The 22,460-nt window shown below is 67.6% G+C and carries 22 protein-coding genes; 8 read left to right on the forward strand and 14 right to left on the reverse strand.

The features are described from left to right. Positions 1 to 198: 198 nt before the first annotated feature. Positions 199 to 891, reverse strand: coding sequence for a 50S ribosomal protein L1 (gene rplA, locus E5A74_RS19740; protein ID WP_135987344.1), 693 nt, complete (start codon positions 889 to 891; stop codon positions 199 to 201). A 4-nt stretch (positions 892 to 895) separates the two neighbouring features. Then, entirely contained in the window at positions 896 to 1,327 is a 432-nt protein-coding gene (gene rplK, locus E5A74_RS19745; protein WP_135987345.1) for a 50S ribosomal protein L11, read from the reverse strand. Positions 1,328 to 1,593: 266 nt separating this feature from the next. On the opposite strand from rplK, the gene E5A74_RS19750 reads away from it, so the two are divergent. After that, positions 1,594 to 2,637, forward strand: a complete 1,044-nt coding sequence (locus E5A74_RS19750) for a substrate-binding domain-containing protein (protein ID WP_135987346.1) — start codon at positions 1,594 to 1,596, stop codon at positions 2,635 to 2,637. Positions 2,638 to 2,644: 7 nt separating this feature from the next. On the opposite strand, the gene E5A74_RS19755 is transcribed toward E5A74_RS19750, so the two are convergent. After that, positions 2,645 to 3,538 carry a LysR family transcriptional regulator gene (locus E5A74_RS19755; RefSeq protein ID WP_135987347.1) on the reverse strand — a complete coding sequence of 298 codons (894 nt, stop codon included), beginning with the start codon at positions 3,536 to 3,538 and terminating at the stop codon, positions 2,645 to 2,647. 184 nt (positions 3,539 to 3,722) lie between these two features. Between E5A74_RS19755 and E5A74_RS19760 the strand changes: the two genes are divergently transcribed. Genes E5A74_RS19760 through E5A74_RS19770 form a run of 3 tightly spaced genes read left to right on the forward strand, consistent with a single transcriptional unit; the run spans position 3,723 to position 6,225 of the window. After that, positions 3,723 to 4,145 carry a (R)-mandelonitrile lyase gene (locus E5A74_RS19760; RefSeq protein ID WP_135987348.1) on the forward strand — a complete coding sequence of 141 codons (423 nt, stop codon included), beginning with the start codon at positions 3,723 to 3,725 and terminating at the stop codon, positions 4,143 to 4,145. A 5-nt stretch (positions 4,146 to 4,150) separates the two neighbouring features. Beyond that, positions 4,151 to 5,137 carry an aldo/keto reductase gene (locus E5A74_RS19765; RefSeq protein WP_135987414.1) on the forward strand — a complete coding sequence of 329 codons (987 nt, stop codon included), beginning with the start codon at positions 4,151 to 4,153 and terminating at the stop codon, positions 5,135 to 5,137. A gap of 35 nt (positions 5,138 to 5,172) precedes the next feature. After that, positions 5,173 to 6,225: an NAD(P)-dependent alcohol dehydrogenase gene (locus tag E5A74_RS19770; RefSeq protein WP_135987349.1), complete on the forward strand. Its 1,053-nt coding sequence runs from the start codon at positions 5,173 to 5,175 to the stop codon at positions 6,223 to 6,225. Positions 6,226 to 6,352: 127 nt separating this feature from the next. On the opposite strand, the gene E5A74_RS19775 is transcribed toward E5A74_RS19770, so the two are convergent. The 9 genes from E5A74_RS19775 to E5A74_RS19815 form a co-directional block, all read right to left on the reverse strand. Further along, positions 6,353 to 8,059 carry a right-handed parallel beta-helix repeat-containing protein gene (locus tag E5A74_RS19775; RefSeq protein ID WP_135987350.1) on the reverse strand — a complete coding sequence of 569 codons (1,707 nt, stop codon included), beginning with the start codon at positions 8,057 to 8,059 and terminating at the stop codon, positions 6,353 to 6,355. Positions 8,060 to 8,219: 160 nt separating this feature from the next. Beyond that, entirely contained in the window at positions 8,220 to 8,759 is a 540-nt protein-coding gene (gene nusG / locus E5A74_RS19780) for a transcription termination/antitermination protein NusG (RefSeq protein WP_135987351.1), read from the reverse strand. 13 nt (positions 8,760 to 8,772) lie between these two features. Continuing rightward, positions 8,773 to 8,970 (reverse strand): preprotein translocase subunit SecE, encoded by a 198-nt coding sequence (gene secE, locus E5A74_RS19785; RefSeq protein WP_135987352.1) that lies wholly within the window; start codon positions 8,968 to 8,970, stop codon positions 8,773 to 8,775. Positions 8,971 to 9,232: 262 nt separating this feature from the next. Beyond that, on the reverse strand, positions 9,233 to 9,517 hold the full coding sequence (locus tag E5A74_RS19790) for a hypothetical protein (protein WP_135987353.1): 285 nt from the start codon (positions 9,515 to 9,517) through the stop codon (positions 9,233 to 9,235). Between the two features lie 16 nt (positions 9,518 to 9,533). Then, positions 9,534 to 10,112: a YqaA family protein gene (locus tag E5A74_RS19795; protein ID WP_135987354.1), complete on the reverse strand. Its 579-nt coding sequence runs from the start codon at positions 10,110 to 10,112 to the stop codon at positions 9,534 to 9,536. A gap of 221 nt (positions 10,113 to 10,333) precedes the next feature. After that, complete coding sequence (locus tag E5A74_RS19800; RefSeq protein ID WP_166745694.1) at positions 10,334 to 12,982, reverse strand: YadA family autotransporter adhesin; 2,649 nt, start codon at positions 12,980 to 12,982, stop codon at positions 10,334 to 10,336. A 264-nt stretch (positions 12,983 to 13,246) separates the two neighbouring features. Beyond that, positions 13,247 to 13,753, reverse strand: a complete 507-nt coding sequence (locus E5A74_RS21460; protein ID WP_420822509.1) for an AprI/Inh family metalloprotease inhibitor — start codon at positions 13,751 to 13,753, stop codon at positions 13,247 to 13,249. An 83-nt stretch (positions 13,754 to 13,836) separates the two neighbouring features. Then, positions 13,837 to 14,382 (reverse strand): hypothetical protein, encoded by a 546-nt coding sequence (locus tag E5A74_RS19810; RefSeq protein ID WP_135987357.1) that lies wholly within the window; start codon positions 14,380 to 14,382, stop codon positions 13,837 to 13,839. Further along, positions 14,379 to 14,828 (reverse strand): hypothetical protein, encoded by a 450-nt coding sequence (locus tag E5A74_RS19815; RefSeq protein WP_135987358.1) that lies wholly within the window; start codon positions 14,826 to 14,828, stop codon positions 14,379 to 14,381. Before E5A74_RS19815 ends, E5A74_RS19810 begins: the two co-directional genes overlap by 4 nt. 129 nt (positions 14,829 to 14,957) lie before the next feature. Between E5A74_RS19815 and E5A74_RS19820 the strand changes: the two genes are divergently transcribed. Then, positions 14,958 to 17,384, forward strand: coding sequence for a serine/threonine-protein kinase (locus tag E5A74_RS19820; protein ID WP_135987359.1), 2,427 nt, complete (start codon positions 14,958 to 14,960; stop codon positions 17,382 to 17,384). Positions 17,385 to 17,393: 9 nt separating this feature from the next. Here the strand turns inward: E5A74_RS19820 and E5A74_RS19825 are convergent, their stop codons facing one another. Further along, positions 17,394 to 17,918, reverse strand: a complete 525-nt coding sequence (locus tag E5A74_RS19825) for an ECF-type sigma factor (RefSeq protein ID WP_276469533.1) — start codon at positions 17,916 to 17,918, stop codon at positions 17,394 to 17,396. A gap of 279 nt (positions 17,919 to 18,197) precedes the next feature. Here E5A74_RS19825 and E5A74_RS19830 point away from each other — a divergent pair, with 279 nt between their 5' ends. Genes E5A74_RS19830 through E5A74_RS19840 form a run of 3 tightly spaced genes read left to right on the forward strand, consistent with a single transcriptional unit; the run spans position 18,198 to position 22,005 of the window. Beyond that, a complete protein-coding gene (locus E5A74_RS19830) occupies positions 18,198 to 18,704 on the forward strand; it encodes a 2Fe-2S iron-sulfur cluster-binding protein (protein ID WP_135987361.1) in 507 nt (168 codons plus the stop codon). Then, on the forward strand, positions 18,701 to 19,675 hold the full coding sequence (locus E5A74_RS19835) for an FAD binding domain-containing protein (protein ID WP_135987362.1): 975 nt from the start codon (positions 18,701 to 18,703) through the stop codon (positions 19,673 to 19,675). Before E5A74_RS19830 ends, E5A74_RS19835 begins: the two co-directional genes overlap by 4 nt. Continuing rightward, positions 19,672 to 22,005 (forward strand): xanthine dehydrogenase family protein molybdopterin-binding subunit, encoded by a 2,334-nt coding sequence (locus E5A74_RS19840; RefSeq protein ID WP_135987363.1) that lies wholly within the window; start codon positions 19,672 to 19,674, stop codon positions 22,003 to 22,005. The genes E5A74_RS19835 and E5A74_RS19840 overlap by 4 nt, the downstream gene beginning before the upstream one ends. A gap of 78 nt (positions 22,006 to 22,083) precedes the next feature. Here the strand turns inward: E5A74_RS19840 and E5A74_RS19845 are convergent, their stop codons facing one another. Then, positions 22,084 to 22,446, reverse strand: coding sequence for a response regulator transcription factor (locus E5A74_RS19845; RefSeq protein WP_135987364.1), 363 nt, complete (start codon positions 22,444 to 22,446; stop codon positions 22,084 to 22,086). Between the last annotated feature and the right edge of the window lie 14 nt (positions 22,447 to 22,460).

Raw genomic sequence — 22,460 nt, forward strand, 5'->3', positions numbered from 1 at the left:
GCTCTGAATGCGTTGCATGGTCGAGCGGGGCGGAACGAGGCCGCGGGGGATTGCACGCACGAACAGGCAACCATGCGAAGCCGTGCGCCTCGCCGCCCGAGTCGTCAACGCGGCCCGTGGCAGCCGCGGCGCCGGCATATGAAGAAGGGGCCGGAATCGCTTCCGGCCCCTTCAAATTTTATTTGTACGTCAGTGACGTCAGATCGTTGCGACTTCCGCCACATCGACCTTGACGCCCGGGCCCATCGAGGAGCTCAGCGCGACCTTGCGCAGATACTTGCCCTTGGCGCCGGCCGGCTTGGCCTTGACCACCGCATCGACCAGCGCGTCGAAGTTCGCGCGCAGATCCTCGGCCGGGAACGACGCCTTGCCGATGCCCGAATGGATGATGCCGGCCTTCTCGACGCGATACTCGACCTGACCGCCCTTGGCGGCCTTGACCGCTTCGGCGACGTTCATGGTCACGGTGCCGAGCTTCGGGTTCGGCATCAGGCCCTTGGGACCCAGCACCTTGCCGAGGCGGCCGACCAGACCCATCATGTCGGGCGTGGCGATGCAGCGATCGAAATCGATCTTGCCGCCCTGGATCGTCTCCATCAGGTCTTCGGCGCCGACGACGTCGGCACCCGCCTCGCGGGCCTCGTCGGCCTTGGCGCCCTTGGCGAACACGCCGACGCGCACGGTCTTGCCGGTGCCCTTGGGCAGGGTCACGACGCCGCGGACCATCTGGTCGGCGTGGCGCGGATCGACGCCGAGGTTGAGCGCGACTTCGACGGTCTCGTCGAACTTCGAGGTGGCGTTCGCCTTGACGATGCCGATCGCCTCATCGACGCCGTGGAGCTTGTCCGCGTCGACGGTCCAGGTCTTCTGCTTCTTGGTCAGCTTTGCCATCGTATCAGCCCTCCACCACTTCGAGGCCCATCGCGCGGGCGGAGCCTTCGATGATCTTGGTCGCTGCCTCGATGTCGTTGGCGTTCAGGTCCTTCATCTTGACCTGGGCGATCTCGCTGAGCTGCGAGCGCTTGATCTTGCCGGCAACCGACTTGCCCGGCTCCTTCGAGCCCGACTTGAGGTTGATCGCCTTCTTGATCAGATAGGTCGCCGGCGGCGTCTTGGTCTCGAACGAGAACGAACGGTCCGCATAGACGGTGATCACGGTGGGAAGGGGGGTGCCCTTTTCCGCGTCGCCGGTCTGGGCGTTGAACGCCTTGCAGAATTCCATGATGTTCACGCCGCGCTGACCCAGAGCAGGGCCGATCGGCGGCGAGGGGTTTGCGGCGCCCGCAGGCACCTGCAGCTTGATATAGCCGGTAATCTTCTTTGCCATGTCACTCTCTTTCAGGGAGCCTCAAAGGCCCCGATCAAGTTTAGCGGTTCAGCCGGACGCCGGGGCGTCCTCCCGCAGGGTTTCCATTGCGAGTGCTTTGGAAGCGCGCGCCCCTAACCGAATGCGGCGCAAAAGGCAAATCCTTATGCCGCCCGGGCACCGACGCGCGCGGCCCTGCCGGCCTGTCATCAGGCGGTAACCCGGCTGTTCGACACGGGCAGCAACGGACGCGTGTGCTTTTGCGCCCTCAATCGCAGGAGGGGAGGATGGCGATGCCTGGTCGGTCCGGTGTCTTGACGTGCGTCACGCTCGCGCTCGCGCTCGCCGCGTGCGACGGCAGTTCCTCGCGGGAGATCCGGGCAGTGGGATCCTCGACGATCTACCCCTTCACCCGAACGGTGGCGGAGGCCTTCGTCGCGGGCAAGAAAGGCCGCAAGGCGCCGGCGATCGAATCGATCGGCACCGGCGCCGGAATCCGCCGCTTCTGCGAGGGTGCGGGCTATGCGCATGCCGACATCGCCGACGCCTCGCGCCGGATGCGGCGCACCGAATATGACCGCTGCCAGTCGAACGGGGTGGGCGACATCATCGAGATCCCGATCGGGCTCGACGGCATCGCGCTCGCCGAAAGCAATGCCGGGCCCAGGCTCCAGCTGACCCGCAAGGACCTCTATCTCGCGCTGGCGGCCAATCCGAAGGGCAAGCCCAACACCGCGAAAACGTGGCGCGAGGTCAATTCGAAGCTTCCGGCGATCCCGATCCTCGTGATCGGCCCTCCCGCTACGAGCGGCACGCGCGACGCCTTTGTCGAACTGATCCTCGAACATGGCTGTGTCGAGGCGATGCCCGAAGCGAGCGAGCTCAAAAAGGCCGCCGATCCGGCGCTGTTCGACAAGGCGTGCCGCCAGATCCGCGGCGACGGCGCCTATGCCGAACGCGGCGAGGACGACAATGTCATCGTCGAGGGGCTGGCCCAGAACCCCCATGCGCTCGGGCTGATCGGCTATTCGTGGCTCGACCGTAACCGCGCCCGGCTGCACGGCGTGCCGATCGACGGGGTCACCCCGGATTACACTGCGATCGCCAGCGGTAAATATCCGGGCGTCCGCACGCTGTATCTCTACGTCAAGAAACGCCATCTCGAAGCGGTGACGGGCCTCAAGGACTTCCTCAACCTCTACGCGTCGATGTGGGCGCCGGACGGCCCCCTCGCCAAGCGCGGGCTGATCGCGTCGCCGCAAAAGATCCGCGACCGTTCGCTCGAGGCGATCCAGCTCGCCCTGCCGCTCGACGTCTCCGCGCTGCCCTGAGGCGCGATCAGCCCCGGTAGCGCAGCGCCTCGACGATCGTGGCGAAGGCGGGGGTCGGCTGGCGGCGGCTGGGATAATAGAGGTGATAGCCCGGGAAGGGCGGCGACCATTCGCTCAGCACCGCCTCGAGCGCGCCGCTGTCGAGATGCGGCTGGATCAGCGACAGCGGCAGATAGGCGATGCCGAAGCCGTCGAGCGTGGCTTCGAGGATCGGCAGGATCGAGGAGAATACCAATTGCCCCTCTACGCGCACGCGCAACTCGCGGCCGTTCTGGGTGAATTCCCACGCATAGAGCCCGCCATAGGTGGGCAGCCTGAGGTTGAGGCAGTTGTGATCGGTGAGTTGCTCCAGCGTGTCCGGGCGCCCTCTGGCGTCGAAATAGGCGGGAGAGGCGACCGCGAGCATTCGCGCCTCGGGGGCGATCGGCACCGCGATCATGTCCTTCGCAATGATCTCGCCGAAGCGCACCCCGGCGTCGAAACGCTCGGCGACGATATCGGTCAGCGTGTAGTCGGTGACGATCTCGACATGGATATCGGGATATTCGGGCAGCACGCGTCTGAGCGCCGGCCAGAGCACCATCTTCAGCGAATGCTCGTCGGCGCTGATCCGGACATTGCCCGCGGGCTTGTCGCGCAACGCGCTGAGGCTGGCCAGCTCGGCCTCGACCTCGTCGAAACGCGGGCCGACTGAACGCAGCAGCCGCTCGCCTGCCTCGGTGGGGGTGACGCTGCGGGTGGTGCGGTTGAGCAGCCTGAGGCCGAGCCGCTCCTCGAGCGCGCGCATGCTGTGGCTGAGCGCGGACGGCGTCACGCCGAGCTGCGCGGCGGCGCGGGTGAAGCTCCGTTCGCGCGCGACGCCGAGAAAGGCGGAGAGCTCTGCGAGATGCTGCCGGTTCATTGTTGAATTATATTCACAACTACATGGAGATCATAGCGGCTAATCGCGCGCGCCGGCGGCGCCTATCTGCGCCTGCACACAGCAGGAACGGAGGTTCGGCGTGAAGGCGATGACGACGATAGCCTTGCTCGCGCTCTCCGCATCCCAATCCGGCGGACAGATGCCGCCGCGTCAGGAGCAGACCATGAAAATACAACGAGGCGGATCGCAGCCTTCGCAGCAAGGGCCGGCGGCGTGGTTCACCGGGTCGGTCCGCATCGACCCGCTCAACACCGCGCCGGCACCCGCGCGGCACGGCGCCGCGAGCGTCACTTTCGAGCCCGGCGCGCGCACCGCGTGGCACACCCACCCGCTCGGCCAGACGCTGATCGTCACCGCGGGCGTCGGGTGGACGCAGTGCGAGGGCGAGCCGATCGTCGAGATCCGCGCCGGGGACGTGATCTGGTGCCCGCCGGGGCATCGCCACTGGCACGGCGCGACGCCGACGACGGCGATGACCCACATCGCCATCCAGGAAGCGCTCGACGGCAAGATGGTCGCGTGGATGGAGCAGGTGACCGACGCCGAATATCGCGCGGGACCGGCCCGCGGCGTGGAACAGGAGTGACGATGATGCAGAAGCGCATGCTCGGGCAGGGGCTCGAGGTCTCGGCGATCGGCTTCGGCTGCATGGGGCTGGATTTCGGCTATGCCACCAAGGTGAGCAAGGCGGAGGGCGTCGCGCTGATCCGCGCGGCGGTCGAGCGCGGCGTCACCTTCTTCGACACCGCCGAGGTCTATGGCCCCTTCACCAACGAGGAGATGGTGGGCGAGGCGCTGCGGCCGCTGCGCGACCAGGTGGTGATCGCGACCAAGTTCGGGTTCAACATCGTCGACGGCAAGCAGGCCGGGCTCAACAGCCGGCCCGAGAATATCCGCGCCGTCGCGGACGCTTCGCTCCAGCGGCTGGGCGTCGAGGTGATCGATCTGTTCTACCAGCACCGCGTCGATCCCGACGTGCCGATCGAGGAGGTGGCCGGCGCGGTCGGCGAGCTGATCCGCGCGGGCAAGGTGCGCCATTTCGGCTTATCCGAGCCCGGCGCGCAGACGGTGCGTCGCGCGCATGCGGTACAGCCGGTGACCGCGCTGCAGAACGAATATTCGCTATGGACGCGCGGGCCCGAGACCAATGGCATCCTCGAAGCCTGTGCCGAGCTCGGCATCGGCTTCGTGCCGTACAGCCCGCTGGGCAAGGGCTTCCTGACCGGCGCGATGTCGCAGGACACGAAGCTCGGCGAGGGCGATTTTCGCGCCCTCCTGCCGCGCTTCACCCCCGAGGCGATGGCGAAGAACGAGGCGCTGATCGACCTGCTCCGCCAGATCGCCGCGGAAAAGGCCGCCACCCCCGCGCAGGTCGCGCTCGCATGGCTGCTCGCCCAGCAGCCATGGATCGTGCCGATCCCGGGCACGACGAAATTGCACCGGCTCGAGGAGAATATCGGCGCGGCCGCGGTCGTGCTCACCGAGGCCGATCTCGGCGAGATCCGCGCGGCGCTGGCCCAGATCGATATCGAGGGCGAGCGCTATCCGCCCCAGCTCCTCGCCACCACCGGCCGCTGAGGCCGGATCGAGTTACCATTCACGAGGAAAAACCCATGACCGTCAAAGCCTATGGCGCCTATGCCGCCGACAAGCCGCTCGAGCCGATCGCCATCGCGCGCCGCGCGCCCGGCGCGCACGACGTCCAGATCGAGATCGCCTATTGCGGGGTCTGCCATTCGGACCTGCATCAGGTCCGCTCCGAATGGGGCGGGACGATCTATCCCTGCGTGCCCGGACACGAGATCGTCGGCCGGGTCAGCGCGGTCGGCGACGATGTGACCCGGTTCGCGGTCGGCGATCTCGTCGGGGTCGGCTGCATGGTCGACAGCTGCCAGCATTGCGCCTCGTGCGCCGACGGGCTCGAGCAATATTGCGAGAACGGCTTCACCGGCACCTACAATTTCCCGACGCTCGATGCGCCGGGGCACACGCTGGGAGGCTATTCGCAGCGCATCGTCGTCGACGACAAGTTCGTGCTCAAGGTGACGCATCCCGAGGCGCAGCTCGCCGCGGTCGCGCCGTTGCTGTGCGCGGGGATCACCACCTGGTCGCCGCTGCGCCACTGGCAGGTGGGGCCGGGCAAGAAGGTTGGGATCGTCGGCATCGGCGGGCTCGGCCATATGGGCGTCAAGCTCGCCCACGCGCTCGGCGCGCAAGTCGTCGCCTTCACCACGTCGGAGAGCAAGCGCGCCGACGCGAAGGCGCTCGGTGCCGACGAGGTCGTGGTCTCGCGCAATGCGGAGGAGATGGCGGCGCATGCCGGCAGCTTCGACTTCATCCTCGATACCGTCGCGGCGAGCCACGATCTCGATGCCTTCACGGCGCTGCTCAAGCGCGACGGCACGCTCACGCTGGTCGGCGTGCCCGAGCATGCGCATCCCTCGCCCGACGTCTCGGCGCTGATCTTCGGGCGCAAGGCGATCGCCGGCTCGTTGATCGGCGGAATCGCCGAGACGCAGGAGATGCTCGATTTTTGCGCCGCGCACGGCATCGTCGCCGATATCGAGATGATCCGCATCGAGCAGATCGACGAAGCCTATGAACGGATGCAGCGCAGCGACGTGAAATACCGCTTCGTCATCGACAATGCGACGCTGGCGGGGTGAGCCAGCCGGGTCCTCCACCGACAGGGAAAGGAGGGCAGTGGCTTGCGCGTGCGAAAAGAGGAGGATCCGCCGCGGCGGACCCTCCTCGGTTGCCCAGATCATTCAGACCTTGGCATCGCTACCTGCTTCAGGCCGCGTTGACGGTTTCGACCACCGGACGCCAGCTGCTTCCGCCGTCGCAGAGCCAGCCGGATACGAAGGTTTGTCCGTTGCCGGCAGGTGCGGGCGCGAAGTTGATGTACTTCACATAGTCTCCCTTGATTTTCGCGAAGCCGGGCTTGGTCGTGCCGAGCCCGGTCGCCACCGCACCATTGGGATAGCCCCGCATGGCGCCGCCGACGCTTCCCTGGGCTCCGGTCATCTCGAAATGCGTGCTTCCGGTGTCCAGTCGCGCTTCGAGATCCTTGAGGACGAGATCGGTCGATCCGGCGAGATGGAAAGGCGTGCCCGCACCGGTCCCGGTAGCGGTGCTCGACACGATCGTGACTCTGCCCGTGACATTGCGCGCGCGCAGGCCTGCCGAAGCGCCGGTGAAGGCGCAATTCTCGAACCGCCAATTTCCGGAAGGAATGGGGTTCGCCGGCACCAGGGCAAAAGCGTCCAGCCCATAGGAACCCGACGCGCCGGGCGCGGTCGCTGCGAAGCTGCTGTTCTCGCAGCTGAAGTCGTTGAGGACGAGGCTGCTGTCGTTGACCTCGACAATGGCGCCGTAGTTCAGGCCGACGAAACGGCTGCGGTCGATCGCCAGTCCGTTCATGGGCGCGGTGTACGGCTTGATCCGCAGCGGCAGGGTCACGGCCTCGTAGCACTTGACGTTGCTGATGACGCCGTCGCAGCGTTCGTTGGCCGACGGGCCAGACCATTCGATGCCGCGCGCGCAATTGCGGATCGTGCCGTCGCGAACCGTGCAGTTCACCGTGCCGTTGATGGCGATGGCGCCCTTGGGCAAACTGCCGTCGAGCGTGTCGAGCTGGCCTTCGATCACGAAGCCCGAAAGGGTGACATCATGTTGCCCGGCGACATAGATGCCGCATGACCGCGCCGACAGGCGCACGTTCTGCACGAGGATCCCGCTGCCGACGCCGTAGGAATCGTAGATCTGCACGGCATAGGCGCCGGCATCGTTGGCGAAGGTGTCGGCATATCCGGCATGGAAGATGCTGAGATTGTCCAGCAGCGCGTTACGCACGCCGTGATAGAGGATCACGCCCGACTTGATGTGGCTGGCGTCCACATAGAGGTCGCTGACGTGCACCCGTTCGATCACGCCGGTCTGGTTGCCCACGATGCCGATCACCGACGCGTTCCAGGTGATGTCGGTCGGCGAGATCGCGTTGCCCGACTTCGAATATGCCGAGATGCGCCGGATCGTCACCCCGACGATCGTGCGGCTGGCATGCAGGTTCTCGACGCAGATCCAGTACGGCGCCTTGAAATTGTCCAGCGTCACGTCTTCCACCAGCACGCCCGAGGTGTTGGCAGCGGCAGTCGCGGTCAGGAAATAGTTGAAGAACGCGCCGTTGTTATAGCCGCTGGCCACGCTGTTGCCGGTGCAGCTGAGGTTGCGGATGGTGACGTTGTTGCGATCCAGCGCAGCGAAGACTGCGCTCGTCTGCGCGGTTCCGGTGACGGTGAGGACCGAGCTGCATCCCTCGACGGTGATGTTGTCCGTAAGCGTGACGGGCTGGGCGAGTTCGGCGCTGTCGAGGTCGTACGTACCGCCGGGGATCAGCAGCACGCCGCCGCCCTGGAGTGCGAGGTCCGCGGCTGCCGCTTTCAGCCGAGCGACGTTGGTTCCGGTATAGTCGTTGATCGATACGATATGGCCAGGCATTCAATGTTCTCCGCTACGCGCCCCGATTGCCGGGGCGATGAGAACAAAAGTGGAACAAATCCTACATTGCAAGGCATGTCGGAGGTGAAGGGCGCCAAGCAAAAAAAAGGCCGGGGCGTGGGCCCCGGCCTTCGTGTTTCTGCCCTGCGACGGGCGCGGGTTACTTCACGCGTTCGACGTCCTCGAAGCCCAGCTCCAGCGGCGTCGCGCGGCCGAAGATCGAGATCGAGACCTTGACCCGGCTCTTGTCGAAATCGAGCTCCTCGACCACGCCCGAGAAGGTCGCGAAATTGCCCGAGGTGACCTTGACCGTATCGCCGATGTCGTAATCGACATGGACGCGGGCCTTGGGCGCGGCGGAGGCGGCCTCTTCCTTGGTGTTGAGGATGCGCGCGGCCTCGGCCTCGCTGATCGGCTGGGGCTTGCCCGAGCTGCCGAGGAAGCCGGTGACCTTCGGCGTGTTCTTGACGAGGTGATAGACGTCGTCGTTCATCTCGAGCTTGGCGAGCACATAGCCCGGGAAGAACTTCCGCTCGGACTGGATCTTCTTGCCGCGGCGGACCTCGGTGACGGTCTCGGTCGGGACCTCGACCGCCTCGACCAGCCGGTCGAGCCCGAGCCGGGTCGCGTCGGCGAGAATCTGATCGCGGACCTTGCCCTCAAAGCCCGAATAGGCGTGGATGATGTACCAGCGCGCCATGCGTTGTCGTTCCTTATTGCGCGAAGCGGAGGAGGGTGCGGACGACGAAGTCGAAGAACGAATCCACGCCGAGGAAGAAGACGCCGAGCAGTGTGGCCATGATCAGCACCATCACGCCGGTCATGATCGTCTCCCGGCGCGTCGGCCAGACGACCTTGCGGGTCTCGGCCTGCACCTGGCGGATGAATTCGAGGGGACTGGTCTTCGCCACTTGGGCATCCTCGTCAGAAAATGGGGCCCTTCAGCGGGGCATGGGTCCGCTGCCGCTCCTTCCGGGGGAAGGACCGGCGTGTTCCCATCACGCTGTCGGATTGGGACGGGTATCTAGCGAGGGCAGGGGGCAAAAGCAAGCGGTGCTTGCGCGCCCTGCTTCCGCCCCGGCCAAGGTCTGCGCCATAGAAAAAGTGGCGCGCTGGAGCCGTTCCGCGCGCCACTATCCACATCATCCGGCCAGATCGTCCGGCCAGGCAAAATCAGGGGCTGTCGGGAGAATCGTCGCCGCCACCGAAGACGTTGATCACTTCGGTAGCCTCGAGCAACACGAACACGCCGATGATGCCGATCACCGCATAGAGCGCGGTGCCGCCCAGCACGTTGCTCTGCTTCGTGGTCGGGGTGCTGGCGCGCGCGCCAAGCGCGTGCGTTTCGACGGCCGGCGCGTTGCGCAGGCTGAGCGCGGAGGCCGACCCGGCCTGCGCCGCCGTCGATGCGAAGACCATTGCCGACGCAGCGGTGATTACAGCCAGTTTCTTGAACATGTACAGGATCCTTCGCCTAGATCAGCGTCACCGCGGCAAAACCGCCGACGAGCAGGATCAGAAAACCCCATGCGAACAGATTCAATCGCTTTTCGATGAATGCTTGCACAGGTTCGCCGAACCGCTTGAGCAACGCCGCGATGATGAAGAAGCGCGCGGCGCGCGTAATAGTTGCAAGCAGCACGAAGAGCGGGAAGTTGAAGTGGAACAGGCCGCTGGCGATGGTGACGAGCTTGAACGGGATCGGCGTGAGCCCCTTCAGCAGGATGATCGCGGCGCCATATTGATCATAGCCGTGGCGCAGCGCCTCGATCTTCGTCTCCATATGGTAGAGCTGGACGAGCCATTGCCCGATGCTCTCCATCAGATAATAGCCGATCGCATAGCCGAACATGCCGCCGATCACCGAGGCGACGGTGCAGACCGTGGCGATCAGATACGCCTGCTCGCGCCGGGCGAGCACCATCGGCACGACCATCACGTCCGGCGGGATCGGAAAGAAGCTGCTCTCGGCGAACGAGACCACCGCCAGGCTGCGCAGCGCGTGGCGGTGGTGCGCCATGCGCAGGACCCAGTCGTACATCGGGCGGAACATGGGGACTCCGGTAAGGTGGTGCGCGTTCCTGCCCTATTCGCAGGCGCAGCGAAAGCGCCAAAGCAGACGAGCCGACAGCGATCTGCGGGCGATGGCACACGATCGCGCCGTCTCCGTTCGAATGGGAGGGTAGGGCGACCACCCGGGGCAGCGATGGACCGCAACGGACGCTCGACGGCCGCGCCCGTGATGGACCGGCGCGGCCGCAGTCGGCGTGGATCCTACCAGCCGAAGGTCATGCCTACCCGGCCACCGGCCGATCCCTTGACCGTCGAGCCGGCGAAGCCGCCGCTCACCCAGACATGATCGCTGACCCGGGCCACCGCGGCGCCCGAATAGCCCTGCTCGCCGCGATAGGTGGAGAGGTTGAACGACACCGCCACGTTCATGTCGCCCGGGATGGTGGTGCCGCCCAGTGCCATCGCGGCGGCGATACCGCCATTGGCCTGGCGGAATCCGGTATCGATCCGCCCTTCGGCCAGCGTCATCCGGTTGCCCAGTGTCGAGAGCTCGGTAAGATCCAGCACGGTGGTTGCCAGATTGCCCGCGGCATCGCTGGTGACGAGGCTGAGCGCCCCCTGCTGGGCGGCGCGGCTCGCCGCCGAGTTGATCCCCGACATGGTGTAGGTCGAGGCCGTCGAGCCCATCGAGACCTGGTTGGTGCGCGTCGCCACCGCGCCCTGGCCGATCGCGACGCTGCCCGCCGCGCCGGCATTGGCGCCATCGCCCAACGCCACCGCCGACGCGCCATTGGCCGTGCTCTGGTTGCCCAGAGCCACCGCGCCCTGGCCGGTGGCGGTGTTGTTGCGGCCCATCGCGACCGCACCCTGGCCGGTCGCGGTGTTGGGATCGCCGATCGCGACCGCACCGTTACCGCTCGCGCTGTTGCCGGCGCCGATCGACACCGCCTGGCCGGTCACCGCGCGCGCGCCGTTGCCGATCGCCACCGACGATTCGCCCCCGGCGACGGCGTTGGCGCCCACTGCGATCGACTGGGCTCCGGTGGCCTGCGGCCCCGGTCCGGTCATGTTGCTGCGGAAATAGGCGCCGTTGGCCGCCGCTGTGTTGGCCGTGCTCTGCGCGGTGGCCGCGTTGACAAGCGCGGTGTCGGCGGTGCCTTGCGCCGTTGCCGCATTGGCGAGTGCGGTATTGGCGGTCCCCTGCGCCGATGCCGCATTGGCGAGTGCGGTGTCCGCGGTGCCCTGCGCCGTCGCCGCATTGGCTACCGCGGTGTTCGCGGTTCCCTGCGCGGCGTTGGCGGCGAGTAGCGCCTGGTTGGCGGTGGCGCCCCCGGCGGTCGCCGCAGCCAGCGCGTTGTCCGCGGTGGCCTGGGCGGTCGCGGCGTTGGCCAGCGCGGTGTTCGCGGTCGCTCCGACCGCGTTGAGCTGGGCAAGGTTGACCGCGTCGGTCGCCACCGTGCCGGCGGCAACGTTGGTCACCTGACGTTCGGCACCCACCGCGCCGACGGAAACGCTGTTGGCGCGGTCCGCCACCGAATTCGCACCCAGCGCGACGGCATTGGTCGCAGCGGCGCCGACCTGGGCATTGTTGCCCAAGGCGACGCTGTCATCTGCTTCGGCCGCCGCCGCCGTTCCACCGGCAAAAGCGCGAGCGCCCGAGGCAACCGTGGCATTGCCGGCGCCCTGCCCGCCGATCGCGACCGACTGGACGCCGGTTGCGGCGGCGTTGTTGCCGAGCGCGATCGAACGCCCGCCCGATGCATTGGAGAGGAAGCCCAGCGAGACGTCATACTGATTGGCGCTGGTCGCAGCGACGCCGAGCGCGACGCTGCCGAACGCGTTGGCGATCGAGTTCTGGCCGATCGCAGTGGCCGACTGGCTGGCACGCGATCCCGAACCGATCGTCGTCGCGTTGAAGCCGGTCGCCGCGGCATTGTAGCCCACCGCCACCGAATCCACGTCCACAGTGCTGGCATTGGCGCCGACCACGACCGATCCGGTGCCCGCCGACACACTCGCCGCGCCGACCGCGACGCTGTTCGCACCGGTCGCGCTGGTCAGCGTGGGTACGCCGCTGATCGCGCCGCCGAGCGCCACCGAACCGTCGCCGCTCGCCGCGGTGCCATAGCCCAGCGCGGTCGAAGCCAGCCCGGTCGCCCGTGCGCTCGATCCCGCCGCGGTGGTATAGTCGCCACTGGCCGTGGCGAGCAGACCGAATGCCGATCCGTTCACGCCGGTCGCGTCCGCGCCGAAGCCCATCGCGATCGCCTGCGATCCTGCCGTCGCCAGATATCCCATCGCGATCGAGCCATAGGCCGTCGCGCTCGCGTCACGCCCGAAAACGATGCTGTCACCCGAGACCGAGCTCGCGCCGTCCCCCAGCACGATCGAGAAATTGCCCTGCGCGTTCGCGGCGCGACCGATCGAGATCGCCGAGTCGCCGTCAGCGACGGCGACCTGGCCCATCGCGATTGACTGGTCGCCGAACGCCTGGGCGACGAGACCCAGAGACAAGGATTCGGTACCGACCGCACGCGCGCCGAAGCCGATCGCGGTAGAACTAGAGCCGGTCGCCTCGGTAACCGCGCCGATCGCCACCGAGGTGCCGGCGGTCGCGTCCGCCGAATAGCCGATCGCAATCGATCCGAAGACCGCGGTGTTGCCGGGCCCCTGCACCGTCGCCGCCTCGCCGATCGCGACATTGGAATCGCCGTTGACGGTGGCGTCGCCGCACACGGCGTTGTCGTCGGATCCGGGAGCGAGCGAGCCGACCGGGTTGTTCGCAGCGTCGCGGCAGAAGGCATTCTGGGCCTGCGCCTCGCCCGTGGCGAGTATCAGCGCAATCGCCCCGGTCGAAGCAGTGGCGAATGCACGCAGCGCAGTGCGATTGATCTTGCGATTGGCAGTCATGATGATCCCCTTTTGTTGCATTTCCTTTTGACGGTTCGGGAAGCGGTTGGCCGCGAGCAGCACAATGCCCGCGTGCAACATGATAATATTGTTGAGTTCAGCCGCCATCCCGGTTGTCGAAAATCAAAACGAGATCGCGCGTCAGAACCGGACAGACTTGAAGAATTATCTTTGGTTGATCTGATCCATGCTCATCGAGAAAATATCCAGCCGCCCGGCCGACTTTGATAAAGATTGTCCGCAACTGGTTCCAACATCAGCATTTCATCGTTCGGCCCCCAGAGCATGATCTTCATGTCTTCCATCGCCCAATTGGTCAGGCGGCGTGGCAGGGAGTGCCGGCACAACCGGGTCCGAAGCTGATCCCACGCTTGGGCGCGCTCGACTCTGCCGGGGCCGCGGTGAGCGTGAGCTGGCACGGTGCGCGTCCCGGACTGCGCAGCGCCCATTTGCCAACCAGCTCGGACGGCAACGGAAGCCGCGTGTAACCGGCGATCCGCGGCACCAGATAATGCTCCGGTGACTGGAGGTCGGGGCTGCTCGGCAACCAGGCTCGTCCTCGACAAAGGTCATCGCCGGCTTGCCTTGGGCGTCGAGCAGCACGATCCCGTCCAACGGCCGCCACGCCACCACCGCCGCGCTGGCGCGGACCCGCGCGGCGCAACTCGGATCGGGCCGCGCGCGCCATGCCTGCCCCACCGGCTCGGCAATGAGCTCGATGCCGCAGGCCGCGCCGCCGTCGGTGGGCACGATCTGATACGGGCCAGCCATGTCGCGGACTATTTCCGGCGCTTGCGCAACGGCCGGTCGCGCCACGATCAGCGCCGCGATGAGCGCGATCCCCGCGCGACGCTTCACAGCAACGCCTTCGCGATCGCGAGCGAGCGCGCTCTGGCATCGTCGCCCGCGGGCAGCTTGAAGAAGTTGATCGTGACATAGCGCCGATCGTCGATGAACAACTGCGCCTGCTTGCCGGCATCGCTCCAGAAGGCGGCCTTGCCCAGCCCGGGCACCGGATCGGCGGGCGGCGCCAGCCCGCCGCCGGTACGCGCATGCTCGATCGCGGTAGACGTCGCATCGGCATCGGGCGCCTCGCGTGTGAGCACCATCAGCGTCGCGCCATTGGCATAGGTGAAGGTGCACGCCGCGGCGAGCCCGCCTCCGCCCGCCGAGATCGTCTCGAGCCGGGCATCGGTCACCGCCGCGCCACCCAGCGCCGCCGCCCTGTCGCGGCCGAGCGAGGGGCAGGCGTCGCGTGCGTCCCACCGCCCGGCGACAGGCGCGCGCGCCGTCTCGCCGGCATCGGATTGGGGCGGGGTGCCGTTCGAGCCCCCGCATCCGACGAGAAGCAACCCCGCTGCCATCGCGCCGGCGCCGGCGCGCTTGCGCGGTCCGCTCATGTTCGCTGCCCCTGCTTCGGGCCGGCGGCCCAGTCGACGAACACAGTGCGCGTCCGGTTCATCGTGACGGTGCAATCCGGCCCGGCTGTGCCGATGCAGTCATATGCCCATTGCGCGCGGGTCGGGGCCGCGCCTTGTCCCGGCACCGTGCGCGGGCTGGCGGGACGGCGCAGCGCCACCCGAATCACCGACCCGGTCTTTACCCACGCATAGCAGGTCGTCTTTTCGGACCTGTCGTCACAGATGAGCGCGACGTCGGGATCGGTATCGATCGAAACCCGCGCGCCGCCCGCATTGGCCGAGACGATGCGGATCGTCTGGCCCGACGCCGAATCGGCACCGATGGGCGATTTGCCACCGAGCAGGATCACCTGTGCCGCCCCCGGCGCGGCGGCGAATCCGAGGGCGATCCCCGCGCAAACCGAAGCGATGCGTACGATCGACATGCCGTCCTCCCACACGGCCGGGCGTTGGTGCGCAGCCTCCTTTCCACCCAAACGACATTGGCTCGCCAAACCGGACATCGGACGATAGCTTCGTTTCTGCGCAGACATGCGCGACAAAAGGGGGGACATATGAAGCCGAGCGAGACCGAGGCCTGGGCAGCCGTGGCCGAAGCATTCGACGCGATCGAGCCCCTCGATAGCGACGCGCGCGAGGCGGCATTGGCGCGGGTCGAGCCCGATGTGGCGCAGCGGGTGCGGGCATTGCTCCGCAGCAGCGAACAGGTCGGCATTCTCGATGCACTTCCCGAGGCCCCTCCCGCCGCGGACCCCGAGGGGCTGGCCCGGGGCACGCGGATCGGCGCGTTCGCGATCGATCGGCTGATCGGCCGTGGCGGCATGGGCGAGGTCTATCTCGCGCATCGGAGCGACGCGGCGTTCGAGCAGCGGGTGGCGATCAAGCTGCTGCGGCTCGACGCCGCGCCGAACGCCGCGCTGTTCGATCGCGAACGCAGCGTGCTCGCCCGGCTCGAGCATTCGGGGATCGCGCATTTGATCGATGGCGGGCGCACCGACGATGGCCGCCCCTGGATGGCGATGGCCTATGTCGAAGGGTTGCCGATCGACGCGTGGTGCGCCGAACATCAGGCCAGCCTCGCCGAACGGCTGCGGCTGTTTCGCGACGTTTGCGACGCGGTGTCGTTCGCCCATGCCAATCTGGTGGTGCACCGCGATCTCAAGCCGTCGAACATCCTCGTCGATGCCAATGGTCGCGTGCATCTCCTCGATTTCGGCATCGCCAAGCTGATCGACGCCGGCGGCGGCACCGACACGCTGCAGACCACCGCGCTGATGACTCCCGATTATGCCGCGCCCGAGCAATTGGCGAACGAGCCCGTCACCGTCGCCACCGACGTCCATGCGCTCGGGCTGGTGCTGTACCAGTTGCTCACCGGCGCCACGCCATGGGGCGGCACCGGGGGATCGCTGCCCACGCTGGTGCGCCGCATGCTCAGCGAGGAGCCGGCCGCGCCGAGCCGGATGGCGCCGCCACAGGCGCCCGTATCCGCCGGCCGCCTGCGCGGCGATCTCGATGCGATCGTGCTCAAGGCGATGCGCAGGCAACCGGCCGATCGCTATGTCTCGGTGGAGGCGATGGCCGAGGATCTCCGCCGCTATGAAGCCGCGCAACCGGTGCGCGCGCGCGTCGGCTCGCGGCGCTACCGGCTGGGACGCTATCTGCGCCGGCACTGGATCGCCGTGGCGGGCGTGACGGCGGTATTCGTCGCGCTATTGCTGGGCGCCGGGGGGATCGCGCTGCAGGCACGCCGCACCGCGGTCCAGCGCGACGCGGCGCTGGCGGAGGCGAAGCGGGCGGATTCGATCGTCCAGACGCTCACCTTGATGTTCGCGCAAGGCGGCTATTCGAACGATCTCACGCTCAAGCAGACGCTCGACGAATCCGCGCTTCGGATGCTCGCGACGCTGGATCGCAGCAGCCGATCGGGCAGCGCCGTCAATGCGCTGGTGGATCTCTACGTCAATCTCGGCGACGGCAAGGGAGGCTATGCTCTGGCGAAGGACGCGCTGGCACGCGGCATCGGCGCCGACGACCCGATCCTCACGGCCCGGCTCAAGATCCGGCTGGCCGACACCGCGGTGGCGATCGGCGCCGGCGAGGAAGCGCCGCCTTTGCTCGACGAGGCGGCAAAGGTGTTCGCCGCCGATCCCGAGCGCAACGCCGCCGACATCCAGGATGCGCTCGCGACGCGCGCAGCGATCGCCCGCCGCGCGCGCGATTATGATACCGCGGTCGGGTTGCTCACCGCCAATCTCGACGCCGCCGAGCGCGCCTATGCCGGCAACGACAGCGCGCTGCTGGCGCGCTACAACAATCTGCTCGTCTATCTGATCGAGGCCAATCGCCTCGCCGAGTTCGAAAAGGTGTTCGCCCGTGTCGATCGCGCGCTTGCGCAGCCGGGCCGCCGCGACCTGATCCAGTCGCTGGGTATCGAGCAGCTCCGCGGCGCCTGGGCACTGCGCAAGGGCGATGTCGCGCGCGCCGAGCAGATCGCGACCGACGTCTCGGCGCGCCGGCGGCGGCTGTTCGGCCAGACCCCGGGGCTCGCCACCGATCTCGCGCAGCTCGCCAAGACCCAGATCGCCGGCAATCGCTTCGCCGAAGCCCGCGTGTCGCTGGCGGAAGCCCGGCCGATGGCGGTGCGCTTCCTCGGCGAACGCTCGATACCGGTGATCGTCCTCGATCTCGCCGAGGCGCAGACGCTTGCGGAATTGGGCGAGGCGGCCGGCGCGCAGGCCGCGCTCGGCCGGGCGCGGGCGACGCTCGCCGCGATGCCGCCGGCCAACCCGCTCGCGCCGCAGCTCGCGCTGACCGAGGCGGTGGTGGCGCTCAAACAGGGGGACAAGGTGGCGGCACAGGCGGCCGTGGCGCGGGGGATCGCCGGTTTCACTGCCATGGGCCCCGCCGGCGCCTATGGATTGCAGGCGATCAAGCGCATCGAGGCGCGCGTGCGCGCGCTGCCGGCACGGGCTGAATAAGAGGTTTGGTCAGCGCTCGGCCATCTCTTCGTGGATCCAGGCGCGCGCGCGAATCCACCAGCGGCGCACCGTCCGATCGGTGACGCCGAGCACCGCGGCGGTCTCGGCCTCGTCCAGCCCTGCGAAGAAGCGGCAGTCGACCAGCTTGGCGAGCTGGGGATCGTGGCGGCCGAGCGCGGTCAGCGCATCGCCCAGCCGGACCATCTCGGCGTCTCCGGCGGGCTCGGCGGCCAGCGTCGCCAGCGCGCCGGTCAGGCTTGCCATCGGCGCGTTGCGCTTTGCCCGCAGCCGCGCCCGCGCCGCATCGAGCAGGACGTGGCGCATCGCCGTAGCGGCGCATCCGAGGAAATGCGCGCGGTTCGCCCATTCGGGGCGCCCCTGCATCCGGAGATAGGCCTCGCCCACCAGCGCCGTCGGCTGCAACGTCATCGGGCTGCCGGCGCGGCGATGCTCGCGGCCGGCGATGCGGCGCAGCTCCTCATAGAGCAAGCGCACGAGTTCTTCCGATCTGCCAGGCTCAGCTCCCGAAACCACTCGCCCTCCTTTTGAATGCGTGGACTCTCCGAATGCGACAATTTGAGCAAGTGCAGATCAATACAGAGCGTTCTTCATCTACATAGCCTGTCGAAATCATTTATTTCCATGACAGCATTCGAGCGCGTGCCCGCGATCTGCGCGATTGCGGGCCGCGATCCGGCGAATGCAGATCAGCGCGACGGCGCCGGGCGGCCGATGCGGCACCAATCCGCGGGATCGGAGTTGAGGAGCGCATGGGCCGCTCTGGTGTGGCGACCCTCGGATCGTGAGGGCAGAATGGCCATTACCATCAACGGCGACGCCGTTTCCGTTCCCGACGATCCCCGCGTGTCGCTGCTCGACCTTCTGCGCGAGGATTTGCGGCTGACCGGGACCAAGAAAGGCTGCAATCAGGGCGCGTGCGGCGCCTGCACCGTACTTGTCGACGGCGAGCGCATCCTCTCGTGCCTGGCGCTCGCCGTGCAATATGACGGTCGCGCGATCACGACTATCGAAGGGCTGGGCGCGGCCGGCGCTCTCCATCCGCTCCAGCAGGCGTTCATCGAGCATGACGGCTTCCAGTGCGGCTATTGCACGCCGGGCCAGATCTGCTCCGCGGTCGCGATGGTGGCGGAAGCGAGGCGCGGCGTGCCGAGCCACGTCACCGGCGACCTCGACGCCGGCGCGATCACGCTGACCCATGACGAATTGCGCGAGCGGATGAGCGGCAATCTGTGCCGCTGCGGTGCGCATAACGGCATCATGGCGGCGATCGCCGAAACCTTTGCGGAGGCAGCCGAATGACGCCGTTCGGGTATTCCCGCGCGCAGGATGTGGCGGATGCGGTGCGACGTGGTGGCGAAGCCGGGACGATGTATCTCGGCGGCGGCACCAATCTGGTCGACCTGATGCGCGAGACGATCGAGCGCCCGACGATGCTGGTCGACGTGACCGGCCTCTCCCGCGACATCACCGAGACGCCCGATGGCGGGCTCCGCATCGGCGCGGCGGCGCGCAACACCGCGCTCGCCGAGGATCGACGTGTGCGTACGCGCTATCCCGTGCTGACCCGCGCGATTGTCGCCGGGGCGAGCGCCCAGATCCGCAACATGGCGACGGTCGGGGGCAATCTGCTCCAGCGTACCCGCTGCGGCTATTTCTATGATGACGACGGATCGCGCTGCAACAAGCGCGCACCGGGGCAGGGGTGCGATGCGATCGAAGGGTTCAATCGCAACCACGCGATCCTCGGCGCCTCCAGCGCCTGCGTCGCGGTCCATCCCTCGGATATGTGCGTCGCGCTCGCCGCGCTCGATGCGGTGGTGCATCTCGAGAGCAGCGCGGGACCGCGGGTTTTGCGCTTCACCGATTTCCATCGGCTGCCCGGCGACCATCCGCAGATCGAGACGATGCTCCAGCCCGGCGAGCTGATCACGGCGATCGAGCTGCCGCCGCTGCCGTTCGCGCGTCGCTCGACCTATCGTAAGGTCCGCGACCGTTCGAGCTATGCCTTCGCGCTCGTCTCGGTTGCCGCGGCGATCGAAATCGAGAATGGCCGGGTCGGCGCGGTGCGGATCGCGCTCGGCGGGGTGGCGCACAAGCCCTGGCGCGCATCGAAGGCGGAGGCGGCGTTGCGCGGGCAACCCGCGAACGCAGCCAGCTTCGCCGCCGCGGCCGAAGCCGAACTCGCCGATGCCCGGCCGCTCAAGGACAATGGCTTCAAGATCGCGCTGGCGAAACGCGCCATCGTCGCGGTGCTGGAGACGCTGGCATGAGCATCGTCGAGGATGCCAGGCAATTGGCGCAGGGCGCGATGCAGGGTGCCATGGCCAAGGCCGTCGCGCTCGCTCCGGACAGCTGGGTGCCGGGCGGCAAGCCCGATCCGCTGATCGCGCGTCAGCACGGCCATGTCGGCAAGCCGGTCTCGCGGCTCGACGGGCCCCTGAAAGTCAGCGGCACGGCGCGGTTCGCGGCCGAGTTCAGCTTCGACAACATGGTCTACGGGGCGCTGGTCTACAGCACCATCGCCAAGGGCCGGATCGTCGAGATCGACACCGGCGAAGCCGAAGCGGCCCCGGGCGTCGTGACGGTGATGACGCATCGCAACGCCCCCCGTCTCAATCCGCCGCCGGTGTTCCTGTCGAACCCCAAGGCGGCGGGCGGCGACACCCTGCCGGTGATGCAGGACGATCGCATCCATTGGAACGGCGAGCCGGTGGCGGTGGTGCTGGCGCAAACGCAGGAGCAGGCCGACCACGCCGCGTCGCTGATCCGCGTGCGCTATGCCGAGGAGACGGCCTTGCTCGGCTTCGAGGAGGCCAAGGCGCGCGGCACCAGGCAAGGCCTGTTCATGGGGCCGCCGCTGCACAACGAGATCGGTGAGGCCGAAGCCGCATTGGCCGCGGCGCCGGTCAAGGTCGATGCAACCTATCGAACCCCGCGGCACAATCACAACGCCATCGAGCTGCATGCGGTGACCGTTGCCTGGCAGGGCGAGACCCTGCGCGTCCATGACGCCTCGCAGCTCGTCGCGCACACCGCTTGGTCGATGGCGCAGATCTTCGGGATCGATGCGGCGCAGGTGGTGATCACCTCGCCCTTTGTCGGCGGTGGTTTTGGCGGCAAATGCATGTGGCAGCATCACATTCTCGCGGCGGCTGCGGCCAAGGTCGCCGGGCGGCCGGTCCGGCTGGTTCTGTCGCGCGAGGGTGTCTACCGCATCGTCGGCGGCCGCTCGCTGACCGAGCAGCGCGTCGCGCTGGGCGCGAGCCCGGACGGCAAGCTCAAGGCGCTGATCCACACCGGCACCACCGCGAAGACCGCGGACAACGTCATGCCCGAGCCGTTCATCATGCCGACGCGCAGCGCCTATGCCGCGGAGACGATGCTGCTCGACGTCCAGACCGTCGAGCTCGACATGCTCGCCAACACCTTCATGCGCGCGCCGGGCGAAGCGGTAGGCACCTTCGCACTCGAAAGCGCGATCGACGAGCTTGCCGAAGCGCTCGCGATCGATCCGATCGAACTGCGCATGCGCAACGATCCCGAGAAGGATCCGATCTCGGGATTGCCCTTCTCCTCGCACAATCTCGCCGAGGCCTATCGCGCGGGCGCGGAACGGTTCGGCTGGGGAGCGCGCGCCGCCCGGCCCGGCGCGGTTCGCGACGGCGAATGGCTGGTCGGCATGGGCTGCGCCACCGGCACCTATCCCTATTATCGGATGCCAGGGGGCGCCGCGCGGATCACGCTGCGCAGCGACGGACACGCCACGATCGACATCGCCGCGCACGAGATGGGGATGGGGACTGCCACCGCGCAGACGCAGGTGGCGGCGGATCGGCTCGGGCTCGAGCTCGACGCGATCACCTTCAACTATGGCGATTCGACCCTGCCCGGCGTGGTGCTGGCAGGCGGATCGCAGCAGACCGCGTCGATCGGCGCATCGGTGATCGCGGCGCATCACGCGCTGGTGAAGGAATTGCTCAAGACCGCCGGCAACGATTCCCCCTTGGCCGGCCTCGAACCCGATCAGGTCGCGAGCCGCGACGGCGGCCTGTGCAAGCTCGACGATCCTGCGCGCTACGAGAGCTATGCGTCGATCCTGAGGCGGGCACAGCGCGATACGATCTGCGTCGAGGCGAGCCCGCCGCAGCCGCTCGAGACGATGCACTGGTCGATGCACAGCCACTGCGCGATGTTCTGCGAAGTGCGCGTCAATGCCGTCACCGGCGAGCCACGGGTCAGCCGGTTCCTCGGATCGTTCGATTGCGGCCGGATCCTCAATCCCAAGACCGCCTCCAGTCAGTTCCGCGGCGGGATCATCATGGGCCTTGGCCTCGCGTTGATGGAAGAGACCCTGTTCGACGAACGCAATGGCCGGATCATGAACCCCAGCCTCGCCGACTATCATGTGCCGGTGCACATGGACGTTCCCGACATCGACGTGATCTGGACCGACATCGCCGATCCGCACACGCCGATGGGCGCGCACGGGATCGGCGAGATCGGCATCACCGGCACGGGGGCGGCTATTGCCAATGCCATCTACAACGCGACCGGCAAGCGCGTGCGCGACTTGCCCATCACGCTCGACAAGTTGCTCTAGCGCGAGCGCCGCCGCCGAGCCAATTGGCGGCAAGCAGCCGGTTTGCGGCCATCGAGAATGACGGCACGGCTGCCGCGTCTATCGTATCGCGCGCTCGATCGCGTCGAGCAGCGCGTCCGGGTCGACCGGCTTCGTCAGGAAGGCTGCGGCGCCGGCGTCCATCGCCAGATCGCGCGCCGCGTCGGTTGGAAATGCGGTCATCAGGATCAAGGGTTGCGCACGGCCGCGCCGGATGAGTTCCGCCTGCAGTTCAAGGCCGGTCATGCCCGGCATGTGCAGGTCGGTCACGACGCAGGCGGGTATCGCTTCCGGATCCGCGAGCAGCGCTTCCGCGCTGGCGAAACAGCGCGGCGCGAGCCCGGCGGAGCGCATCAGGCTGTCGAGGCTGCCCCGGACGTCCGGGTCGTCGTCGACGATGGCGATGATGGCAGAGGCGGTCACGGGTATACACTCCA

It is taken from the genome of Sphingomonas naasensis (assembly GCF_004792695.1).
In the GTDB taxonomy this organism is placed as follows: domain Bacteria; phylum Pseudomonadota; class Alphaproteobacteria; order Sphingomonadales; family Sphingomonadaceae; genus Sphingomonas; species Sphingomonas naasensis.

Bases quoted from the DNA above. Each gene is read 5' to 3' on its own strand.
- rplA (WP_135987344.1), bottom strand. From the start codon at position 891: ATGGCAAAGCTGACCAAGAAGCAGAAGACCTGGACCGTCGACGCGGAC.
- rplK (WP_135987345.1), bottom strand. From the start codon at position 1,327: ATGGCAAAGAAGATTACCGGCTATATCAAGCTGCAGGTGCCTGCGGGC.
- E5A74_RS19750 (WP_135987346.1), top strand. From the start codon at position 1,594: ATGGCGATGCCTGGTCGGTCCGGTGTCTTGACGTGCGTCACGCTCGCG.
- E5A74_RS19755 (WP_135987347.1), bottom strand. From the start codon at position 3,538: ATGAACCGGCAGCATCTCGCAGAGCTCTCCGCCTTTCTCGGCGTCGCG.
- E5A74_RS19760 (WP_135987348.1), top strand. From the start codon at position 3,723: ATGAAAATACAACGAGGCGGATCGCAGCCTTCGCAGCAAGGGCCGGCG.
- E5A74_RS19765 (WP_135987414.1), top strand. From the start codon at position 4,151: ATGCAGAAGCGCATGCTCGGGCAGGGGCTCGAGGTCTCGGCGATCGGC.
- E5A74_RS19770 (WP_135987349.1), top strand. From the start codon at position 5,173: ATGACCGTCAAAGCCTATGGCGCCTATGCCGCCGACAAGCCGCTCGAG.
- E5A74_RS19775 (WP_135987350.1), bottom strand. From the start codon at position 8,059: ATGCCTGGCCATATCGTATCGATCAACGACTATACCGGAACCAACGTC.
- nusG (WP_135987351.1), bottom strand. From the start codon at position 8,759: ATGGCGCGCTGGTACATCATCCACGCCTATTCGGGCTTTGAGGGCAAG.
- E5A74_RS19790 (WP_135987353.1), bottom strand. From the start codon at position 9,517: ATGTTCAAGAAACTGGCTGTAATCACCGCTGCGTCGGCAATGGTCTTC.
- E5A74_RS19795 (WP_135987354.1), bottom strand. From the start codon at position 10,112: ATGTTCCGCCCGATGTACGACTGGGTCCTGCGCATGGCGCACCACCGC.
- E5A74_RS19800 (WP_166745694.1), bottom strand. From the start codon at position 12,982: ATGACTGCCAATCGCAAGATCAATCGCACTGCGCTGCGTGCATTCGCC.
- E5A74_RS21460 (WP_420822509.1), bottom strand. From the start codon at position 13,753: ATGGCTGGCCCGTATCAGATCGTGCCCACCGACGGCGGCGCGGCCTGC.
- E5A74_RS19810 (WP_135987357.1), bottom strand. From the start codon at position 14,382: ATGAGCGGACCGCGCAAGCGCGCCGGCGCCGGCGCGATGGCAGCGGGG.
- E5A74_RS19815 (WP_135987358.1), bottom strand. From the start codon at position 14,828: ATGTCGATCGTACGCATCGCTTCGGTTTGCGCGGGGATCGCCCTCGGA.
- E5A74_RS19820 (WP_135987359.1), top strand. From the start codon at position 14,958: ATGAAGCCGAGCGAGACCGAGGCCTGGGCAGCCGTGGCCGAAGCATTC.
- E5A74_RS19830 (WP_135987361.1), top strand. From the start codon at position 18,198: ATGGCCATTACCATCAACGGCGACGCCGTTTCCGTTCCCGACGATCCC.
- E5A74_RS19835 (WP_135987362.1), top strand. From the start codon at position 18,701: ATGACGCCGTTCGGGTATTCCCGCGCGCAGGATGTGGCGGATGCGGTG.
- E5A74_RS19840 (WP_135987363.1), top strand. From the start codon at position 19,672: ATGAGCATCGTCGAGGATGCCAGGCAATTGGCGCAGGGCGCGATGCAG.